This window comes from Spirillospora sp. NBC_01491 (assembly GCF_036227065.1).
Classification (GTDB): Bacteria; Actinomycetota; Actinomycetes; order Streptosporangiales; family Streptosporangiaceae; genus Spirillospora; species Spirillospora xylanilytica.
Map to the genome: position 1 here is coordinate 1,116,687 of NZ_CP109432.1, position 17,096 is coordinate 1,133,782.

Below are 17,096 nucleotides of genomic sequence, written 5' to 3' on the forward strand. Positions count from 1 at the left end.
CCGCCGCGCGCGCGGCGCGCGGCGCCACCGGCCGGGGTCACCAGCCCGCGCGCTCGCGCAGGAAGGCGGTGGTCGCCGGGTCGGCCGGGTAGAACGACTCGATCGCCAGCTCCGCCAGCGTGATGTCGACCGGCGTCCCGAACGTCGCGATGGTACTGAAGAAGGACAGCTCCCGCCCGTCCAGCAGCATCCGCAGCGGCACGAAAACCTGGCCGCCCGGCGGGGGCACCGCCGCCTCACCGTCGGGACCGGGGTAGTCGCGCAGCTCCCGGTAGAGCTGCGCGAGCGCGGCGTCGGCCGTCAGCGCCACGTGCCGCCGCACCCAGCTGATCATGTGCGCCCGCCACTCGCCCAGGTTCAGGATGTTCTTGGCCATCCCGTCCGGGTGCATGCTCAGCCGCAGCACGTTGAGCGGCGGCTCCAGCAGCTCGGCCGGGGCGCCCTCGATGAACAGCCCCGCCGCCGCGTTGCTGTCGACCAGGTTCCAGAACCGGTCCACCACCAGCGCCGGATAGGGCTCGTGCCCCTCCAGGACCTGCCGCAGCGCCGCGCGGACCGAGTCCATCCGCGGCTCCTCGATCGGCGTCTCGTCGTACACCGGCGCGAACCCGGCCGACACCAGCAGCAGGTTGCGGTCGCGCAGCGGCACCTCCAGGTGCTCGGCCAGCCGCAGCACCATCTCGCGGCTCGGCGCCGACCGCCCGGTCTCCACGAAGCTCAGGTGCCGGGTGGACACGTCGGCGTCCGAGGCCAGGTCGAGCTGGCTCAGCCTGCGCCGCTGCCGCCAGGCGCGGAGCTGGTCGCCGACGGGTCGAACATCGCTCAACGCGCTCGTCATGGTCGTCACCCGGCCGAAGCTACCCGAACCGACATCATGGCCACGATTACCTCACAGGTCATGACCGTCCACCCCGCATTATCCCGGAGGTCATGGACACCGAGCCTCGCGGTCGGCGGGGTGGGCCGGCCGCACCACCCGACGAGGTCCAAGACCAACTGCTTCCGGGGCTACGCGGCGGGGCAGGTCCGCGCAGCCTCCCGCCCTGCGCGTCGGACGCTCGTCGATCGTCGTCCAGACCGACCTGTTTCGCTGACCGGGATCGCAGGATCGCGCAGGTCACGCAGACGCAGGCGGACCTGCACCCTGAGCGGCGGCGCCGCTGTCGGACGCAGCTGGCATCATGCGGCCTTCTCGGCGGGCTGATCCGACAGGGGCGAGGTGGCGTATGGACCGCGACGAGTGGCGGCCGTTCCTCAAGCGCTGGAGCGAGGAGTGGATCGCCGGGCACGACCCCGAGCGCGACGCGCCGCTCGAGGCGGAGGTGGTGCGGGACGGGTGGCTCGGGTTCGCGCCCGCCCGGCCGGAGGAGATCGCTGCGGCCGAGGCCCGGCTCGGGCAGATGCTGCCGCCCTCGCTGCGGACGTTCCTGCTGGCGACCAACGGGTGGCGGAACGCCGGCAGCTTCATCTACCGGCTCGCCGGCACCGCCGAGCTCGGCTGGCTCCGCGACATGGACGAGCACTGGATCGACGCCTACGGCGGCTACGAGGCGGGTGATGTCACCGACCATTTGGAGCGGTGCCTTCAGATCTCCCTGGCGGGCGACGCCTGCGTCCTGTTCCTCGATCCGGGCGACGTGGACGGGGACGGCGAGTGGGCGGCCTATAGGCTCGCCTCGTGGAGTGGGGAGGGGCCCTCGCGGCACGCGTCGTTCGGCGACCTCATGGGCGACCTCCACGCAGGCTTCCACGCCCTCTGCAAACCGCCCGGGCGGACCCGTGACGAGTGGGACGTGCATGATCACGCCGGAGCGCGGCCGGGAGATCCTCGCGATGCCGCGGGGTGACCGCTGATGCCGTACCGGCCCGTCCCCCGGCCGACCCGCGAGGAGGCCGCGGCCGACGCGATCGTCCGCGAGTGCAAGGCCCGCGGGCACGCCTTCCCCCAGAAGGCGCCGCGCGTGGACGAGACCTCCATCGACCCCGCGGGCCGTACCGTCGACATCACGCGGACACCGTGCCCCGGATGCGGAACGGTCAGGTCGACCACCCGGCCCGTGCCCCGACCGGGCACGACCCTCGTCGCCGCCGTCGGGATCTTCGAGCGGCCCTCGCCCGGCGACGTCCCAGGCGTCGCCGAACGGGCGGCGCGGATCACCGACGAGGAACCGGCCGACGCCGCCGAGCGGGCCGGCCTCGGCCGGTCCGTGCCGGCGGGCTTCGCGCCCGACCGGCGCGGCACCGCGCGGCCCGAGACCCTCACGTTCTCCGTCGGCGTCCCGGCCCGCCAGTTCTACCTGCTGGACCAGCACGCCGGGGTGGACGCCATCGTCCCCGTCCCGGCCGACGCCGAGGGCGCGGGCGCGGGCGCGGGCGCGGGCGCGGACGGCGTGGGGCAGGCCGACGCCGTTCCCGGCGCGGCAGTGCTCTGGACGGCCCGGCGCGCCGCGGCGGTCCCGGTCACCGTGGTCATCGCGCCGAACGACCCCGGTGCCGAGCTCGACGGCTACGACGATGTCGTGGAGGTGGCCTACCGGGCGCACACCGGGCACGTCCGGATCGAGGAGCTCGGTGGCGCGCGACATGGCCTGCCGCCGCTGCACGCCGGTTACGGCCCCTACCGGCTGCGCCACCACCTGCGGACACCAGCGGACACCGGCGAAGGTGAAGCGTGCCTGCTCCAGATCTGGCCGGAGGTGTACCGGCGGCCCTCGGTGCTCAAGGGGCGTCCGGCGGGCTAGGGGGGCCGCCGACGTGCTCGGCGAAGAAGGCGAAGACGCGCTCCCAAGCGTCGGCGGCGTTCTCCCGGCCCTTCCCGATACCGAGTGCGACCCGGGCGACCGGGCCGAGCGGCCCGGGGACGGTGGCGTCGGTGAGGAAGCTGTGCCCCGTCCCCGGGTACTCCTTCACGTCGTGCGGGACGTCCGCGACGGTGAGGGCCCGTTCGAGCCTGGCCGCCGCGCCGCGCAGGGTGCGGTCGGCGCCGCCGTAGCTCGCGACGACCGGACACGCCCCGGCGAGGGCGTCCTCCGGGTGGCGCGGCAGGATGCCGTAGTTGACCGCGGCGGCCTGGAAGCCGTACCGGGCCGCGGCGACGAGCGCGAACCCGCCGCCCATGCAGAACCCGGCGACGCCGACGGCGCCGGTGCAGTCGTCCCGTCCGGCCAGCCATGACCGGGCGGCCTCGATGCCGTCGTAGATGGGGCCGCGCTGGCTCCGCATGTCCGTCATCGCCTTGCGGACGCAGCGCACCCAGGGCGCGCCGTCGTAGAAGTCGGGCAGGACGGCGAGGTAGCCGCGGGACGCGAAGCGGTCGGCCTGGGCCCGCATGTCCGCGACGGCACCGAATGCCTCGAACAGGATCACGACGGCGGGCCAGGGTCCCGTCCCTTCGGGGACGGCGAGGTAACCGGGCAGCTCCCGCGGTCCGGCGGGGATGGTGATGTCGGGCATGGTCCCCCACCCTGGCGCATTCGGCGCCGCGGGCACAGGCCCAAGCGCTCCGGGACGATCGGTCAACGTGCTGCACGCCCGCCCCGGGCGAGCGGGATGAACGGCGCCGACGTCCCGGTGAACGGCGTCCAGGACCACCCGAGCGCCCACCGTTTTCTCCCCTAAAGTGACGACTGGCAGTTTTGTCTATTTAGTCACAAAAATGGGCTAATTATCCCATGATGCCGCAATTGTCAATGCGGGATACGGTCGCGTGGCCGTGGCATCGCCCCGGCGCAGAAGGAGAAACCAGAACGGAGAGTCCGTGCAGCGAACGCGCCACCCACGCAGCCTCCCCCGCAGGACGGCGGCCTTCTCGGCGGCCCTCGTAGCGGCGTCCACGCTGCTCAGCCCGATGGCGTCGGCGGGCGAGCGGCCCTCGTCCCGGCCGCGGAGTTCGGCGCAGAAGCCGGCCGGGAACGACAAGAGCTTCGCCGTCTACATCGGCAAGAACCTCACGAAGAACAAGCGCCCGTTCATGGGCGGGTTCGGGCACGAGCCGTCCAGCCACTGGATCGACATCGTGCCCCGGCAGAGCCACCCCGAGGGCGCCACCATCGAGGTCGGCGCGACCGGCGAGGCGGACATGGCGGGCAAGCTCACCAAGATCCCGCAGGCCCGCGAGACGGCCCGGTACATCACCTCGAACTACTCGGAGTTCGTCGGCTTCCCCGCCCCGCTGACCAACGGCGGGCTCAACGAGTACGGCGTCGCCGCCCGGGACGTGTGGTCGGACTCGCGGCCCGAGCTGGTGGAGTCGACCAGGACGCCGCAGACCGGTCCGACCTACAGCGACCTGTCCCGCATCGCGATGGAGCGCGCGCACAGCGCCCGCGAGGCGGTGCAGATCGTCGGCGACCTGATCAACAAGTACGGGTACACCGACTACGGCGGCAACTCGCACATGTTCGCCGACAAGAACGAGGGCTGGGTCCTGATCCAGCTCTCCGGCGGCAAGGGGCTGTGGGCCGCCGAGCGGCTCGGTCCCGACGACGTCCGGGTGTCCTACCCCGGCTACATCAACGACTTCCCGACCACCGGGAAGGACGACGCCGACCACATGGGCTCGCCCAACCTGCTGAGCGTCGCCGAAGAGCGCGGCTGGTGGAAGAAGGGGCAGCCGTTCGACCTCCAGAAGGTCTACGGCACTCCGTTCCCCGGCAAGCCGGTGGCGGTCGGCGCCAAGGTCGACCCCGCGGACCCGGCGCCGTACCGGAACCCGCCGTCGCTGGAGGCCGAGTTCCGCAGGCTCGCCCCGGTGCGGCTGGAGGACGTGATGCGGATCGTCCGCGACCCGCGCTGGTCCGACGACCGCTCCGGGTACGGGCACGTGGCCGAGCTCGGCTCCGGCGGCGGCAACGGCGAGATGGGGACGCTGTGGACCGCGGTCACCGCGTCGGTCACCGCGCCCTACATCCCGTTCCACGTCGGCGACCAGGAGGTCCCGCCGGAGTACCGGCAGCACCGCTACCTCACGCACAACGGGTCGTCGAAGTACCTGGAGCCGCAGTTCGCCGAGCAGGAGGCCACCGAGTACGCGACGCAGACGTTCAAGCGGCTGATGTACGCGACCTGCTCCCGCCGCGACGGCTACCTCGCCACCGTGACCCGGGCCCTGGAGGGCTACGAGGCCACGCTGATCGACGACCTGCCCGGCGTGGAGCGGCAGGCCCGCGAGGCCTACGACTCGGGTGACCCCGCCCGGGCCCGCGAGGTGCTCACCCGGGCCAGCACGAAGTGGGCCTCCAACGGCCTCAAGCTCGGCGACCACCTGCTGGCCGAGCGGCTGGAGGACCTCAAGGCGGACGGCGGGATCCGCACGCCGGAGGTCGACAAGCCCGCCGGCACCACCGCCAACACCCAGAGCCTGGACATGTCGCTGCGCGGCCCGGTCTCCTCGCACGACCGGATGAACTGCGACCAGGGCGGCGGCTGGGCCGAGGGCGGCACGCTCGCCCGCAAGGGCCACTACGGCGACCCGGACGACGTCCCGGACTACGAGAACGCCGCCGCCGGCACCAGCGGCTGGTGGTTCGCCCTCACCGGCCTGGCCGGCCTGATCGCCGGCGGGGCCGTCGTCCTGCTGGCCCGCCGCCGCAAGGCCTGACCGGACACCTCCGCAGGGCGGCGGCGGCCGGGCCCGGTCCCGAAGACCGGGCCCGGCCGCCGCGCGGACCGGCGCCCCGGCGGGCCGCCCCTACGGGCAGACGCGGCCGTTGGCCTCGAAGGCGGCGTGGGTGAGCGGCATCAGCGCCGCCCACTGCTCCTCCATCTGCTCGGCGACCATCTCGATCTCGCGCTGCGGGAACGAGGGGAACGTGGAGTCCTCGCGCTTGGTGCGCAGGGACAGGAAGTTCATCAGGGCGCGCGCGTTGCAGGTGGCGTACATCGAGGAGTACAGCCCGACCGGCAGCACCGTGCGCGCCACCTCGCGGGCGACCCCGGCCTCCAGCATCTCGGTGTAGGCGCGGTAGGACTGCCGGTAGCTGTCCTTGGCCGCCTCGGTGACGATCTTGTGCTGCTCGGGCGTGCCGTCCACGAAGACGTACTTGCCGGGCCGGCCCTCCTGGACCAGCTTGCGCTCGGGCCCCGGCACGTAGAACACCGGCTCGAGGCGGCGGTAGCGCCCGCTCTCCTCGTTGTAGGAGAACGTGCGGTGCCGCATGAACTCGCGGAACACGAAGATCGGCGCCTTCACGTAGAAGGTCATCGACGAGTGCTCGAAGGGCGTGCCGTGCCGGTCCCGCATCAGGAAGTTGATGAGGCCCTTGGACCGCGCGGGGTCCGCGTCGGCCTCCGCGAGCGAGTTCTCGCCCTTGGTCGACACCCGTGCCGCCCACAGCACGTCGGCGTCGGACGCCGCGGACTTGATCAGCTCCACCGTCACGTCACCGCGGAACTCGATATCGACCGCTTCCTCGCCTGCCATGGGGCCTCCTCACATCGTTCTCTTCGCCGCCTCCGCAACTGTAGTAGCGGCCACCAGCGGCAACGACGCGGCGGGACGGTCAGGTGGACCACAGGGGTGCTCAGGCCAGCGCGTCGATGTCGCGCAGGATCTCGCCCTGCCCGGCGGCGTCGAGTGAGGAGGCGGTGACCGCGTTGCGGGCGAGGGCGGCCAGCTCGGCGCGGCCGAGCCCGAACGTCCCGGCGGCAATCCGGTACTCGTTGGTCAGGGTGGTGTCGAACATCGGCGGGTCGTCGCTGTTGAGGGTGACGAACAGCCCCTCCTCCAGCATCCGGGGCAGGGGGTGCGAGGCGAGGTCGGGCACCTGGCCGGTGCACACGTTGGACGTGGGGCACACCTCCAGGGGGATCTGCTCCTCCCGCAGGCGGCCGACCAGCCGGGGGTCGGCCAGGCAGTTGGTGCCGTGCCCGATGCGCTCGGCGCCGAGCTCGTCCAGCGCCTCCCAGATCGTCTCCGGGCCGGTCATCTCACCGGCGTGCGGGAGGCTGCGCAGCCCGGCGGCGCGGGCCGCGCGGAACGCGTCGCGGATGGCGGCCACGTGCGGCGCGCGGGCCTGCTCGATACCGCCGATCCCGAAGCCGACCAGCGCCTCGGGCGGGTGCGCCAGCGCCTGGTCGAGGGTGCCGCCGACCGCGTCCGCGCCGAGGTCGCCGGGGATGTCGAAGATGTAGGCGACGCGGATGCCGTACCGCTCGCGGGCCTGCCGCGCGGCCGTGTCGAGGGCCTCGGTGATCGCGGCGGGCGGCATCCCGACCAGCCGGTGGGCGTAGGGGGTGACGGTGATCTCGACGTAGCGGGCGTTCTGCGCCGCCAGGTCGCGGGCGGTGCCGAGCACCAGCCCGGCGACGTCCTCGGGCTCGCGGACCAGGCCGTTGACGGCCAGGTAGACCTCGGCGAAGTGGGGGAAGTCGCGGAACTCGAAGAAGCGCCGCAGCTCCCGCTCGTCGGTCGGGACGGAGCCGCCGGGGCGGCGGCGGGCGAGCTCCAGCACGGTCGGCACCGAGGCCGAGCCGACCAGGTGGACGTGGAGCTCGACCTTCGGGAGGGCGTCGATGAACGCGTCGAGAGGCGTGGTTTCGATGGGCACGCGGCGAAGCTAACAGCCGGTCCCGCGTCCGTGACAGGTGAACGACCCGAACCTGACGCAAGAATGTCAATATAGGGGGATGCGTGCCTCCCGCCTGATCTCTCTGGTGCTGCTGCTGCAATCACGCGAGACGATGACCGCCGCCGAGCTCGCCGCCGAGCTCGAGGTCTCCGAGCGGACGATCTACCGCGACGTGGAGGCGCTGTCGGGGGCCGGCGTGCCGGTCTACGCCGACCAGGGGCGCAACGGCGGCTACCGGCTCGTCGGCGGGTACCGGACGCGGCTGACCGGGCTCAGCCGCGAGGAGGCCGAGGCGCTGTTCCTGTCCGGGCTGCCCGGGCCGGCCGGCGACATGGGCCTCGCCGACCTGGTGGCGGCGGCCGGGCTGAAGGTCCTCGCCGCGCTGCCGGCGTCCCTGCGGGACGCGCCCGCCCGCGCCGAGCAGCGCTTCCACCTCGACGCGCCCGGCTGGTTCGGCGACGCCGAGCCGCCGCCGCTGCTGCGCGACCTGGCCCGCGCGGTGTGGGACGACCAGGCCGTGGAGCTGCGGTACCGCAAGAACCGCGAGGTCTCCCGCACCGCCGAGCCGTACGGCCTGGTCCTCAAGAGCGGCGTCTGGTACCTGGTCGCGCGCGCCGGCGGCGAGGCCCGCACCTACCGGGTCGACCGGGTGCTCTCCGTCCGGCCCACCGGCGAGCGGTTCGAACGCGACGACGCCTTCGACCTCCCGGCGTACTGGCGCGGCCAGGCGGCGGCGTTCCCCCGGTCGCTGCTGCGCGAGGAGGTCGCCGTGCGGCTCAGCCCGGCCGGGATGCGCGGCCTCCGGTACGCCGTCGAGCCGTACGCGGCCGAGCGGGCCGCCGCGGCGGCCGGGGAGCCCGACGAGCACGGGTGGGTGGCCACCGCGCTGCCCGTGGAGTCCCCCGAGGTCGCCTTCACCCAGCTCCTCCGGCTCGGCCCGGAGGCCGAGGTCGTCGGCCCGTCCGAGCTGCGCGCCCGGATGGCCGAGGCGGCGGAACGCCTCGCCGCGCTCTACCGGTAGCCGGTGGTGTCGGCGGGCTTGCCCGCGCCCATCACCTCGACGAGGTTGCGCCAGCAGTCGAGCCTGCTGCCGTCGGCGTCATCGAACCCGTAGACCTGGGCCAGGCCGCCGCTCGACAGCGACGCGCCGTTCCAGCGGGCGCGGCGGTCCGGGTCGGCGGCGAGCGCCGCGACCGCGCGCCCGACGAACGCCGGCGACTCGGAGATCGCGAAGTGCGGTTCGCGCTCCGCCCCCTCCCGCCAGATCTCCTCGGTGACGCCGAAGTTCTCGCGCCCCAGACGTCGTTGACCAGCACGTCGAGCCGTCCCCGCTCGTCGTCGACGCGCCGCACCAGCGCCTCGACCTCGGCCGGGACGAGGTGGTCGACGCGGACCGCGACGCCCTCCCCGCCCGCCGCGGTGACCCGTTCGGCGGTCTCCTCGATGGTCTCGGGCCGGTCCATCTCCGAGCGGCGGTCACGGGTGGTGCGGCCGGTCACGTAGACGGTCGCGCCCGCGGCGCCGAGCTCGACGGCGATGCCCCGGCCCGCGCCGCGGGTGCCGCCCGCGACGAGCGCGACCGTCCCGGCCAGGGGCCGTTCCACCGCTGCCGGGCCGGTCGCGCGGGCTGTGGTCGGGGTGCGGGCCGTGGTCGGTGCGGGCATGGTCGGTTCTGGGTCCATGCGCTCGATGCTGGCAGCAAAACCCGACAGAGAGCGTCACCCTTTTCCGGGTGGTTCCGGACGGCCGTTGCCCCATTCCACACAAGGGGGGGAGTGCCGTGAGCACTCCCCCCTTTGCTGGGATAACGGCGGGTACACCCGCATTACGCGGAAACGTGGCCCAAGTGCCGATGCGGTGAGTCTGCCGCAACCACCGGGCCCATGACAGGGCCCTGGGACCTCATTTCAGATGGCCGTAATAGTGGCCGAGCCGGGTTCGATCACGGCTTCCGGCACAGCCGCAGCACGTTGCCGACGAGCCGGAGCCCGGCCCCGCCGGACGCGGTGAGGATCGACTCGGGGTGGAACTGCACGGCCCAGCGCCGCCGCGCCGGGTCCTCGACGGCCATCACCACGTCCCCGGTCAGCGCGGTGACCTGGAAGCCCTTCACCCGGTCCGGGGTGGCGTGCAGCGAGTGGTAGCGGGCCGCGGTGAACTCGTCGGGCATCCCCGCGAACAGGGTGCCGCCGGACACCTTCACCCGGCCGGGCTTGCCGTGCGAGGGCTCGGGCAGCAGCGCCAGCTCGCCGCCCGCGTGCTCGACCAGCGCCTGGAGTCCGAGGCAGACGCCGAACACCGGCAGGCCGCGCCCGTCCAGCGCGTCCAGCAGGGCCGCCGTGGCGAAGTCGTCCGGACGCCCCGGGCCGGGCGACAGCACCACCAGGTCGGGGGCGTGCTCGTCGAGCATCCGCACCGGGAACCCGTGCCGCAGCGTGACCACGTCGGCGCCGTGCTGCCGGAAGTAGTCGGCCAGGGTGTTGACGAACGAGTCCTCGTGGTCGACCAGCAGCACCTTCATCCCGTCGCCGGCCGGCGGGGCCTCCGGCACCGCCTCCGCCACCGGGGCGGGCGGGGCGCCGCGCCCGGCGGCGGCCTCCGCCTCCACCTCGGCCTGGGCCGCGGCCAGCGCCCCGAGCAGCGCGCTCGCCTTCAGGTGGGTCTCCCGCTCCTCCTCCTCGGGATCGGAGTCGTACAGCAGCGTCGCCCCGGCGCGGACGGTGGCGATCCCGTCGCGGATCTGCGCGGTGCGCAGCGTGAGGCCGGTGTTCATCGACCCGTCGAACCCGATGCCGCCGACCGCCCCGCCATACCAGCGGCGCGGCTCCTCCTCGTGGTCCTCGATGAACTGCATCGCCCAGGCCTTGGGGGCGCCGGTGACGGTGACGGCCCACATGTGGGTGAGGAAGGCGTCCAGGGCGTCGAACCCGGGCCGCAGCCGGCCCTCGATGTGGTCGACGGTGTGGATCAGCCGGGAGTACAGCTCGATCTGCCTGCGGCCGAGCACCTTCACGCTGCCCGGCACGCAGACCCGCGACTTGTCGTTGCGGTCGACGTCGGTGCACATGGTCAGCTCGGACTCGTCCTTGGCCGAGGCCAGGATGGTGCGGATCTGCTCGGCGTCCTCCATCGCGTCGCCGCCGCGCCGGATCGTCCCGGCGATCGGGCAGGTCTCCACCCGGTCGCCGCCCACCCGGACGAACATCTCCGGGGACGCCCCGACCAGGTACTCCCCCTCGCCGAGGTTGAACAGGAACTCGTACGGCGCCGGGTTGGTCTCGCGGAGCCGCTCGAAGAACACCGCCGGCGAGTCGCACCGCCCGTACATCGCGTGCCCCGGCGTCACCTCGAACAGGTCGCCGCGGACGAACTTGTCCTTGGCCTCGCGCACCATCTGCGCGTACACGCCCGGCACCGGCTGCGCCGGCGTCTCGGCCGCGACCGGCACCGGAGTGGGCTCGGTGGCGCGCGGCAGCCCCGCGGTGGCCGCGCCGCCGACCTCGAAGTCGTAGGACATCCGGTGCGAGGTCTCGCGCTTGCGGTCGACGACGACCATCTCGTCGGGCAGGTGCAGCACCAGGTCGCGCTGCCCCTCCGGCCGCTCCAGCCGCGTCCGGAGCGGCTCGAACTGGAGCGACAGGTCGTATCCGAACGCGCCGTACAGGCCGAGGTGCGGGTCGTCGCAGCCGAACAGGGCCACGATGCCGCGCAGCGCGGTGAAGACGGTCGGCCGGCGGCTGCGCTCCTCCTCGGGAAAGAACCCGTCGGCGGGCGGGACGAACACCTCGATCAGGTCCGGCCCGTCGGCGCGGGTCTCGCCCGCCTCGCGCAGCGCCGGGGCGAGCGCGGGCAGCAGCACCCGGCCGCGCTCGTTGAGGGCGCGCGCGGAGATGGTCCGGCCGCGCGCGACGACCTCCACGCAGGGGTCGACGTAGGCCATGTGCCAGCGGCTGTAGCGGCCGGGATACTCCATCCCCGAGCTGAGCACCCCGCCGCGGCGCCGCCCCACCGAGGCGACGAGGGCGTTGAGCGCGCCGGACTTGCGCTCGGAGTCGACCGGTGTCGCGGTACGGGTGACCCGTACGCCTCCGGCGGTGACGAACTCGCTGGTCAGCGAGCTATGTGAAACGGACTCCACCGCGGTGGCCCCTTGTGGTCGGGCCCTCTCACCGGACGGAGACGCGAAGACGACCGCCGGGAGGGGGCGATCGCCTGGTGTCGGACATGCACGAACCGGCGCCGCCTCAGCGGCGCCACCACCACGCGTGGGTCCCGGTTCGCATGGGGCGAGACTACCGGCTCGCGCGGGCCGGGGCGACTCGCGGCACGGGCAGCTCGCCGTGTCGCGCTCCGGGGTTCTCAAAGCCCGGACGGCTTGCGATGATGGGGCGCAAGGACCTGCTTACTGCACGGGAGCGTCCGGATGACCGGAAAGAACACCCAGTTCGAGCTGCGCGGCGTCAACCACCTGGCGCTGGTCTGCCGCGACATGCGGCGGACGGTGGACTTCTACCAGGGCGTGCTCGGCATGCCGCTGATCAAGACCATCGAGCTGCCGATGGGCTGGGGCCAGCACTTCTTCTTCGACTGCGGCGGCGGGAACGCCCTGGCCTTCTTCTGGTTCCCCGACGCCCCCGAGGCGGTGCCCGGGGTGTCCGCGCCGAAGGGCCTGCCCGACCGGGGCGAGCTGCTCTCGGCCGCCGGCTCGATGAACCACATCGCCTTCGACGTCCCGCCCGAGCGGATCGAGGAGTACCGCGACCGGCTGATCGCCAAGGGCGTCGACGTCGGCACGCTGCTCAACCACGATGACAGCGAGTTCGGCGTCGCCGAGGACGTGCACGACGGCGTGTTCGTGCGGTCCATCTACTTCAAGGACCCCGACGGGATCCTGGTGGAGTTCGCGGCGTGGACCCGCGAGCTGAACCTGCCCTCCGACGTCCGGCACGACCCGAAGACGGCCGCCGAACGTACCGTCTGACCTGGGCTTTCACCGGCCGGAACGATCCCGCCAAGTCGTGCCGCGTCCGAGATCGGCCCGTGACCGGGCGAGGGGTAGGCTCGCGCAGCCTCACACCCCCCTGGCACGGGCCGGCCCCGCTCGCGGACGGGCCTCGTGCCGACGCGCGACGAGGAGGACCCTTGGCCTCGCAGGACCCGTCGAAGCAGCCCCCGCCGGAGCCCCCGCCCGAGTCCCCGCCCGAGTCCTCCGGGGCCCCGCCCGAGCCCCGGCGCTCCGACGGCAGCCCGTGGAACTGGCTCCTGGTCGTTCCCGTGGTGGTGCCGCTGCTGACCCTGCTGTTCAACTCCGAGAAGCCCCGGCTGGCCGGCTTCCCGGCCTTCTACTGGCTCCAGTTCGCCTTCATCCCGCTCGGCGTGGCCTGCACGGTGCTGGTCTACCGGATGACCAGGAAGCGGGGCTGAGCCGGTGAGCACCGATCACCTGACCGAAATGATCGTCTTCGGGGTGCTGTTCCTGCTGGTCAGCGGGATGGGGTTCGTGGCCGCGCGATGGCGGCGGCCCACCACCATGGACAGCCTGGACGAGTGGGGCCTCGGGGGGCGCAGCTTCGGGAGCTGGGTCACCTGGTTCCTCATCGGCGGCGACCTCTACACCGCCTACACCTTCGTCGCCGTCCCGGCGCTGGTGTTCGGCGCGGGCGCCGCGGGGTTCTACGCCGTCCCGTACACGATCGTGGTCTACCCGCTGGTGTTCCTCGTGCTGATCCGGCTCTGGTCGGTCTCGCACGTGCACGGGTTCGTCACCCCGGCCGACTTCGTCCGGGCCCGGTTCGGCTCGCCGACGCTGGCGCTGGTCATCGCGATCACCGGCATCGTCGCGACGATGCCCTACATCGCGCTGCAACTGGTCGGCATCGAGGCGGTACTGAAGGCGATGGGGGTGAACGGGCACCTGCCGATCATCATCGCGTTCGCCGTCCTGGCCGCCTACACCTACCAGTCGGGCCTGCGGGCGCCCGCGCTGATCGCGTTCGCCAAGGACGGGCTGATCTACCTGGTCATCATCGTCGCGGTGCTGTACATCCCCGGCAAGCTCGGCGGGTGGGGGCACGTCTTCGACGCGGCGCAGGCCAAGTTCGACAAGACCCCGGCCCCGTCCGACGGGATCCTGCTGGACGGCTCCAACCAGCTCAACTACGCGATGCTCGCGCTCGGCTCGGCGCTGGCGCTGTTCCTGTACCCGCACAGCATCACCGGCGTGCTGGCCGGCAAGAACCGCGACGTGATCAAGCGGAACATGGCGGCGCTGCCCGCCTACAGCTTCGTGCTCGGCCTGATCGCGCTGCTCGGCTTCATGGCCATCGCGGCCGGCGTCAAGCCGGTCAGCACCGACGGCAAGCCCGACACCAACACCGTGGTGCCGCTGCTGTTCGACCACATGTTCCCGAGCTGGTTCGCGGGCGTGGCGTACGCGGCGATCGGGATCGGCGCGCTGGTGCCGGCGGCGATCATGTCGATCGCGGCGGCCAACCTGTTCACCCGCAACATCTACAAGGAGTACATCCGGCCGGACGCCACCGAGAAGCAGGAGGCCACGGTCAGCAAGCTGGTCTCGCTGGTGGTCAAGGTCGGCGCGGTCGCCTGCATCCTGCTGCTGGACCCCGAGTTCTCCATCGACCTCCAGCTGATCGGCGGGGTGATCATCCTCCAGACGCTGCCGGCGGTGGCACTCGGCCTGATCACCCGCTGGTTCCACCGCGGCGCCCTGGTCGCGGGCTGGGCCGCGGGCATGCTGGCCGGGCTGTGGATGCTGTACGAGATCCCGAACCCGGCCAAGCACAAGGTGCACTTCGGCGGCTCCGCCTACCGGCTCAGCGAGCTGGGGCTGGACACCACGATGACGGTGTACGTCGGCATGCTCGCCCTCGCGGTCAACCTCGTGGTGGCCGTCGCGGTCACCGTGGCGCTGCGGCTGGCCAGGGTCGCCGACGGCGTCGACGCCACCAGGGCGGCCGACTACCTCGCCGACGAGAACGACCCGAAGGTCAAGGACCTGGACCTCGCCGGCTCCACCTGAGCCTCCGGCACACCCCCGAACGGCCCGGCCGCCCTCTTCCCCTCCCGGCGGACGGGCCGTTCGGCGTCCCGGCGGCCACCTCCCGGCGTAGCGGCAAGAGTCGGTAAAATCACTCTCCGTGACACCTTGGTCGCCGTGCGTGCGGGCATCACGTGGGGAGGCGGGGAGGCCGCCGCCTCGCAGCGCCACGGAACTCTGGGGGAATCGGTGCGCACGAAGACCATCGTCCGCGCGGGACTCGCGTCCGGCACCGTCCTGGCGGGCGTCCTGCTGGCGGGCCCGCCGGCGCTCGCCGACGATCTCGACGTCTCACCCTCGCGGGTGCCGCCCAACGGCAGCGTCACCGTGTCGGGGGGCTGCCAGGCCGAGGACCGCTACGTCAGCATCTCCGGAGGCGCGCAGGGCAAGGGCGTGGTCAACGACGGCTGGTTCAGCGTCCAGGCGAGCGTGGTGCGGTCCGAGCCCGGCCGGTACACGGTGACGGCCAAGTGCATCACGTCCGACTACGCGCAGGACGGGAGGTTCACCGTGCGCGGCACCCGGCACGGGGCCGTCCCGCACGGCGGGGCGATGACGGGCGGCGGCGGGACGCAGGGGCCGGACCTGCCGTGGACCCCGATGGGCCTGGCGCTCGCCGCGGGCGCCGCCTGCGTCGGCGGGACGGCGCTGATCCGCTCCCGGGCCCGTGGGTGAGTCTAACCGCGAATACCTGCTGGCGGCCGGGCTGGCCGTGCTCGGCGCACTGGCGATGGGCCAGGGGATGCGGAGCCCCGACCCCGGCCCCCGGTACCGCGACCTCGGCGGCCCGAGCGCACTGTGGACCGTCCCGGACGGCGACGCGCTGCCGCCCTCGCCGCCGATGCGGATCCGGATCCCCGACATCGGCCTGGACGCCGCGACGATGAACCTCGGCCAGAACGACGACGGCACCGTGCAGGTGCCGCCGTTCGCCAGGGCCGGGCTCGCCGGCTGGTACGAGCGCGGCCCGGCGCCCGGCGCGCGGGGCTCGTCGGTGCTGCTCGGGCACTACGACGACCGGGAGGGCCCGGCGGTCTTCTACCGGCTGCGCGAGCTGAAGCCGGGCGCCACGGTGCGGGTCACCCGCCGGGACCGGCGCACGGCGGTGTTCCGGGTGGACGCGACCGAGCGGGTCCGCAAGCGGGAGTTCCCGCGCGGCCGGGTGTACGGCGAGGTGCGCTACGCCGGACTCCGGCTGGTGACCTGCGGCGGCGCCTACGACCGGGACGAGCGCTCCTACCGCGACAACGTGATCGTCTACGCGCACCTGATCGGTGGGCGCTGAGCCCCTCGCCCGGCGTCAGGCCCGGCCGTAGGAGTCCTCCAGCCGCTCGATGTCGTCCTCGTCGAAGTGCCCGAACGCGATCTCCATCACCCGCACCGGCGGGCCGTCGGAGCTGAGCCGGTGCGTGTCGCCGGCGCGGATCAGCACCCGCTCGCCCACCTCCGGCAGGATGCGCCGGCCGGCCACCTCGAACACCGCGCCGGGGTCGAGCGCCACCCACAGCTCGTCGCGGTCGCGGTGCCGCTGGAGACTGAGCCGCTGGCCCGGCCGGACGTGGATCAGCTTCACCGTGGACGGCTCGTTCAGCGTGAAGCGCTCGAAGCTCCCCCACGGCCGTCGCTCGGTCTCGACGGCGGGCTCGGGCCGCCGGTCGCCGGCGGGCTGCGGGGCGCCGGCTGCCCGCCGGTCGCCGGCGGGTTCGGGCCGCAGGTCGGTCTGCACGTTCACCTCGGGTCTCGTCATTCTCGGAACAGCTCATGGACGCGGTCGGGAGCGGCCGCGGCGGGCAGCCCGCCGAGGACCAGGTCGGCCAGGGCGTCGACCACTTCCGCGCGGGGCACCTCGTCGGCGTGGTCCAGCCACCAGTCCCCGGCGGTCTGCACCATGCCGACGATGGCGTGGCCCCACACGTAGGCGCGGGTCCGGTCGGCCGCGCCGGCCTCGGCGGCCATCACCTCGGCCAGCTCCCGGCTCACCCCGCCGATCATGGTGCTCATCGCGCCGTGCGTGGCCGCGTCCTCGGCGCTCGCGCGGTGCATGAGGAACCGGTAGAGGTGCAGGTTCGCCGAGATCGTGGCCAGGTAGGTGTCGATCGTCGAGCGGGTGCGCGCGCGGATCGAGCCGGCCCGGGAGAACTCGGCCCGGATCCCCTCGATCAGCTTGCGCGTGTGCCGCTCGGCCAGCGCCTGGTACAGGCCGCTCTTGTCGCCGAAGTGGCGGTAGAGGATCGGCTTGCTGATCCCCGCCTCGGCGGCGATGGCGGCCATCGACGCCTCCGGGCCCTCCCGCTGGATCACCCGGTCGGCGGCCTCCAGCAGCGCACGGCGCCGACCGGGGTCGCGCCGCGGCGCCGCCGTCTGCGTGCTCGTCCCGCCGTTCATGATCCGCTCACCGTACGCGGGGCGGGGCCGGGTGCGCGGAGTCGGGGGGCCGTGGCCGGTCGAGGGTGGCTCGCATAGCCGAACGC

General features: G+C 73.2%; 16 protein-coding genes and 1 pseudogene. 9 read left to right on the top strand and 8 right to left on the bottom strand.

All coding sequences use genetic code 11. The features are described from left to right. Positions 1-37: 37 nt before the first annotated feature. Complete coding sequence (locus tag OHA34_RS05420) at positions 38-838, bottom strand: helix-turn-helix domain-containing protein (protein ID WP_285943823.1); 801 nt, start codon at positions 836-838, stop codon at positions 38-40. Between the two features lie 388 nt (positions 839-1,226). Here OHA34_RS05420 and OHA34_RS05425 point away from each other — a divergent pair, with 388 nt between their 5' ends. Further along, positions 1,227-1,847, top strand: coding sequence for an SMI1/KNR4 family protein (locus OHA34_RS05425; RefSeq protein ID WP_329520882.1), 621 nt, complete (start codon positions 1,227-1,229; stop codon positions 1,845-1,847). A gap of 6 nt (positions 1,848-1,853) precedes the next feature. Beyond that, a complete protein-coding gene (locus tag OHA34_RS05430) occupies positions 1,854-2,741 on the top strand; it encodes a hypothetical protein (RefSeq protein WP_329520883.1) in 888 nt (295 codons plus the stop codon). On the opposite strand, the gene OHA34_RS05435 is transcribed toward OHA34_RS05430, so the two are convergent. Then, positions 2,719-3,453 (bottom strand): dienelactone hydrolase family protein, encoded by a 735-nt coding sequence (locus OHA34_RS05435; protein WP_285942895.1) that lies wholly within the window; start codon positions 3,451-3,453, stop codon positions 2,719-2,721. The genes OHA34_RS05430 and OHA34_RS05435 overlap by 23 nt on opposite strands. A 304-nt stretch (positions 3,454-3,757) precedes the next feature. Between OHA34_RS05435 and OHA34_RS05440 the strand changes: the two genes are divergently transcribed. Beyond that, positions 3,758-5,599, top strand: a complete 1,842-nt coding sequence (locus OHA34_RS05440) for a C69 family dipeptidase (protein ID WP_285942894.1) — start codon at positions 3,758-3,760, stop codon at positions 5,597-5,599. A 90-nt stretch (positions 5,600-5,689) separates the two neighbouring features. Here OHA34_RS05440 and thyX read toward each other — a convergent pair whose 3' ends face one another. Both thyX and add read right to left on the bottom strand, forming a co-directional pair. Continuing rightward, the gene (thyX, locus tag OHA34_RS05445; protein WP_285942893.1) at positions 5,690-6,421 is read right to left on the bottom strand and encodes an FAD-dependent thymidylate synthase; all 732 of its coding nucleotides are present in this window, start codon (positions 6,419-6,421) and stop codon (positions 5,690-5,692) included. A gap of 100 nt (positions 6,422-6,521) precedes the next feature. Next, complete coding sequence (add, locus tag OHA34_RS05450; protein ID WP_329520884.1) at positions 6,522-7,547, bottom strand: adenosine deaminase; 1,026 nt, start codon at positions 7,545-7,547, stop codon at positions 6,522-6,524. 79 nt (positions 7,548-7,626) lie between these two features. Here add and OHA34_RS05455 point away from each other — a divergent pair, with 79 nt between their 5' ends. Further along, on the top strand, positions 7,627-8,589 hold the full coding sequence (locus tag OHA34_RS05455; RefSeq protein WP_329520885.1) for a helix-turn-helix transcriptional regulator: 963 nt from the start codon (positions 7,627-7,629) through the stop codon (positions 8,587-8,589). On the opposite strand, the pseudogene OHA34_RS05460 reads toward OHA34_RS05455, so the two are convergent. Next, positions 8,580-9,172 (bottom strand): annotated as a pseudogene (locus OHA34_RS05460) (SDR family NAD(P)-dependent oxidoreductase). The gene OHA34_RS05455 and the pseudogene OHA34_RS05460 sit on opposite strands and share 10 nt — an antisense overlap. Positions 9,173-9,510: 338 nt before the next feature. Beyond that, positions 9,511-11,706 carry an anthranilate synthase component I gene (locus OHA34_RS05465; protein WP_329520886.1) on the bottom strand — a complete coding sequence of 732 codons (2,196 nt, stop codon included), beginning with the start codon at positions 11,704-11,706 and terminating at the stop codon, positions 9,511-9,513. A 285-nt stretch (positions 11,707-11,991) separates the two neighbouring features. Between OHA34_RS05465 and OHA34_RS05470 the strand changes: the two genes are divergently transcribed. The 5 genes from OHA34_RS05470 to OHA34_RS05490 all read left to right on the top strand — a co-directional run bounded on the left by OHA34_RS05470 (position 11,992) and on the right by OHA34_RS05490 (position 15,910). After that, entirely contained in the window at positions 11,992-12,549 is a 558-nt protein-coding gene (locus OHA34_RS05470) for a VOC family protein (protein WP_285942889.1), read from the top strand. 161 nt (positions 12,550-12,710) lie between these two features. Continuing rightward, positions 12,711-12,992 (top strand): DUF3311 domain-containing protein, encoded by a 282-nt coding sequence (locus OHA34_RS05475; RefSeq protein ID WP_285942888.1) that lies wholly within the window; start codon positions 12,711-12,713, stop codon positions 12,990-12,992. A gap of 4 nt (positions 12,993-12,996) precedes the next feature. Then, positions 12,997-14,607, top strand: coding sequence for a monocarboxylate uptake permease MctP (mctP, locus tag OHA34_RS05480; protein ID WP_329520887.1), 1,611 nt, complete (start codon positions 12,997-12,999; stop codon positions 14,605-14,607). A gap of 207 nt (positions 14,608-14,814) precedes the next feature. Further along, a complete protein-coding gene (locus tag OHA34_RS05485; protein ID WP_329520888.1) occupies positions 14,815-15,300 on the top strand; it encodes a hypothetical protein in 486 nt (161 codons plus the stop codon). Then, a complete protein-coding gene (locus tag OHA34_RS05490; RefSeq protein ID WP_329520889.1) occupies positions 15,293-15,910 on the top strand; it encodes a class F sortase in 618 nt (205 codons plus the stop codon). The genes OHA34_RS05485 and OHA34_RS05490 overlap by 8 nt, the downstream gene beginning before the upstream one ends. Positions 15,911-15,925: 15 nt before the next feature. Here OHA34_RS05490 and OHA34_RS05495 read toward each other — a convergent pair whose 3' ends face one another. Continuing rightward, on the bottom strand, positions 15,926-16,372 hold the full coding sequence (locus OHA34_RS05495) for a phosphomannose isomerase type II C-terminal cupin domain (RefSeq protein WP_329520890.1): 447 nt from the start codon (positions 16,370-16,372) through the stop codon (positions 15,926-15,928). Beyond that, entirely contained in the window at positions 16,369-17,010 is a 642-nt protein-coding gene (locus OHA34_RS05500) for a TetR family transcriptional regulator (RefSeq protein ID WP_285942883.1), read from the bottom strand. The genes OHA34_RS05495 and OHA34_RS05500 overlap by 4 nt, the downstream gene beginning before the upstream one ends. Positions 17,011-17,096: the final 86 nt, after the last annotated feature.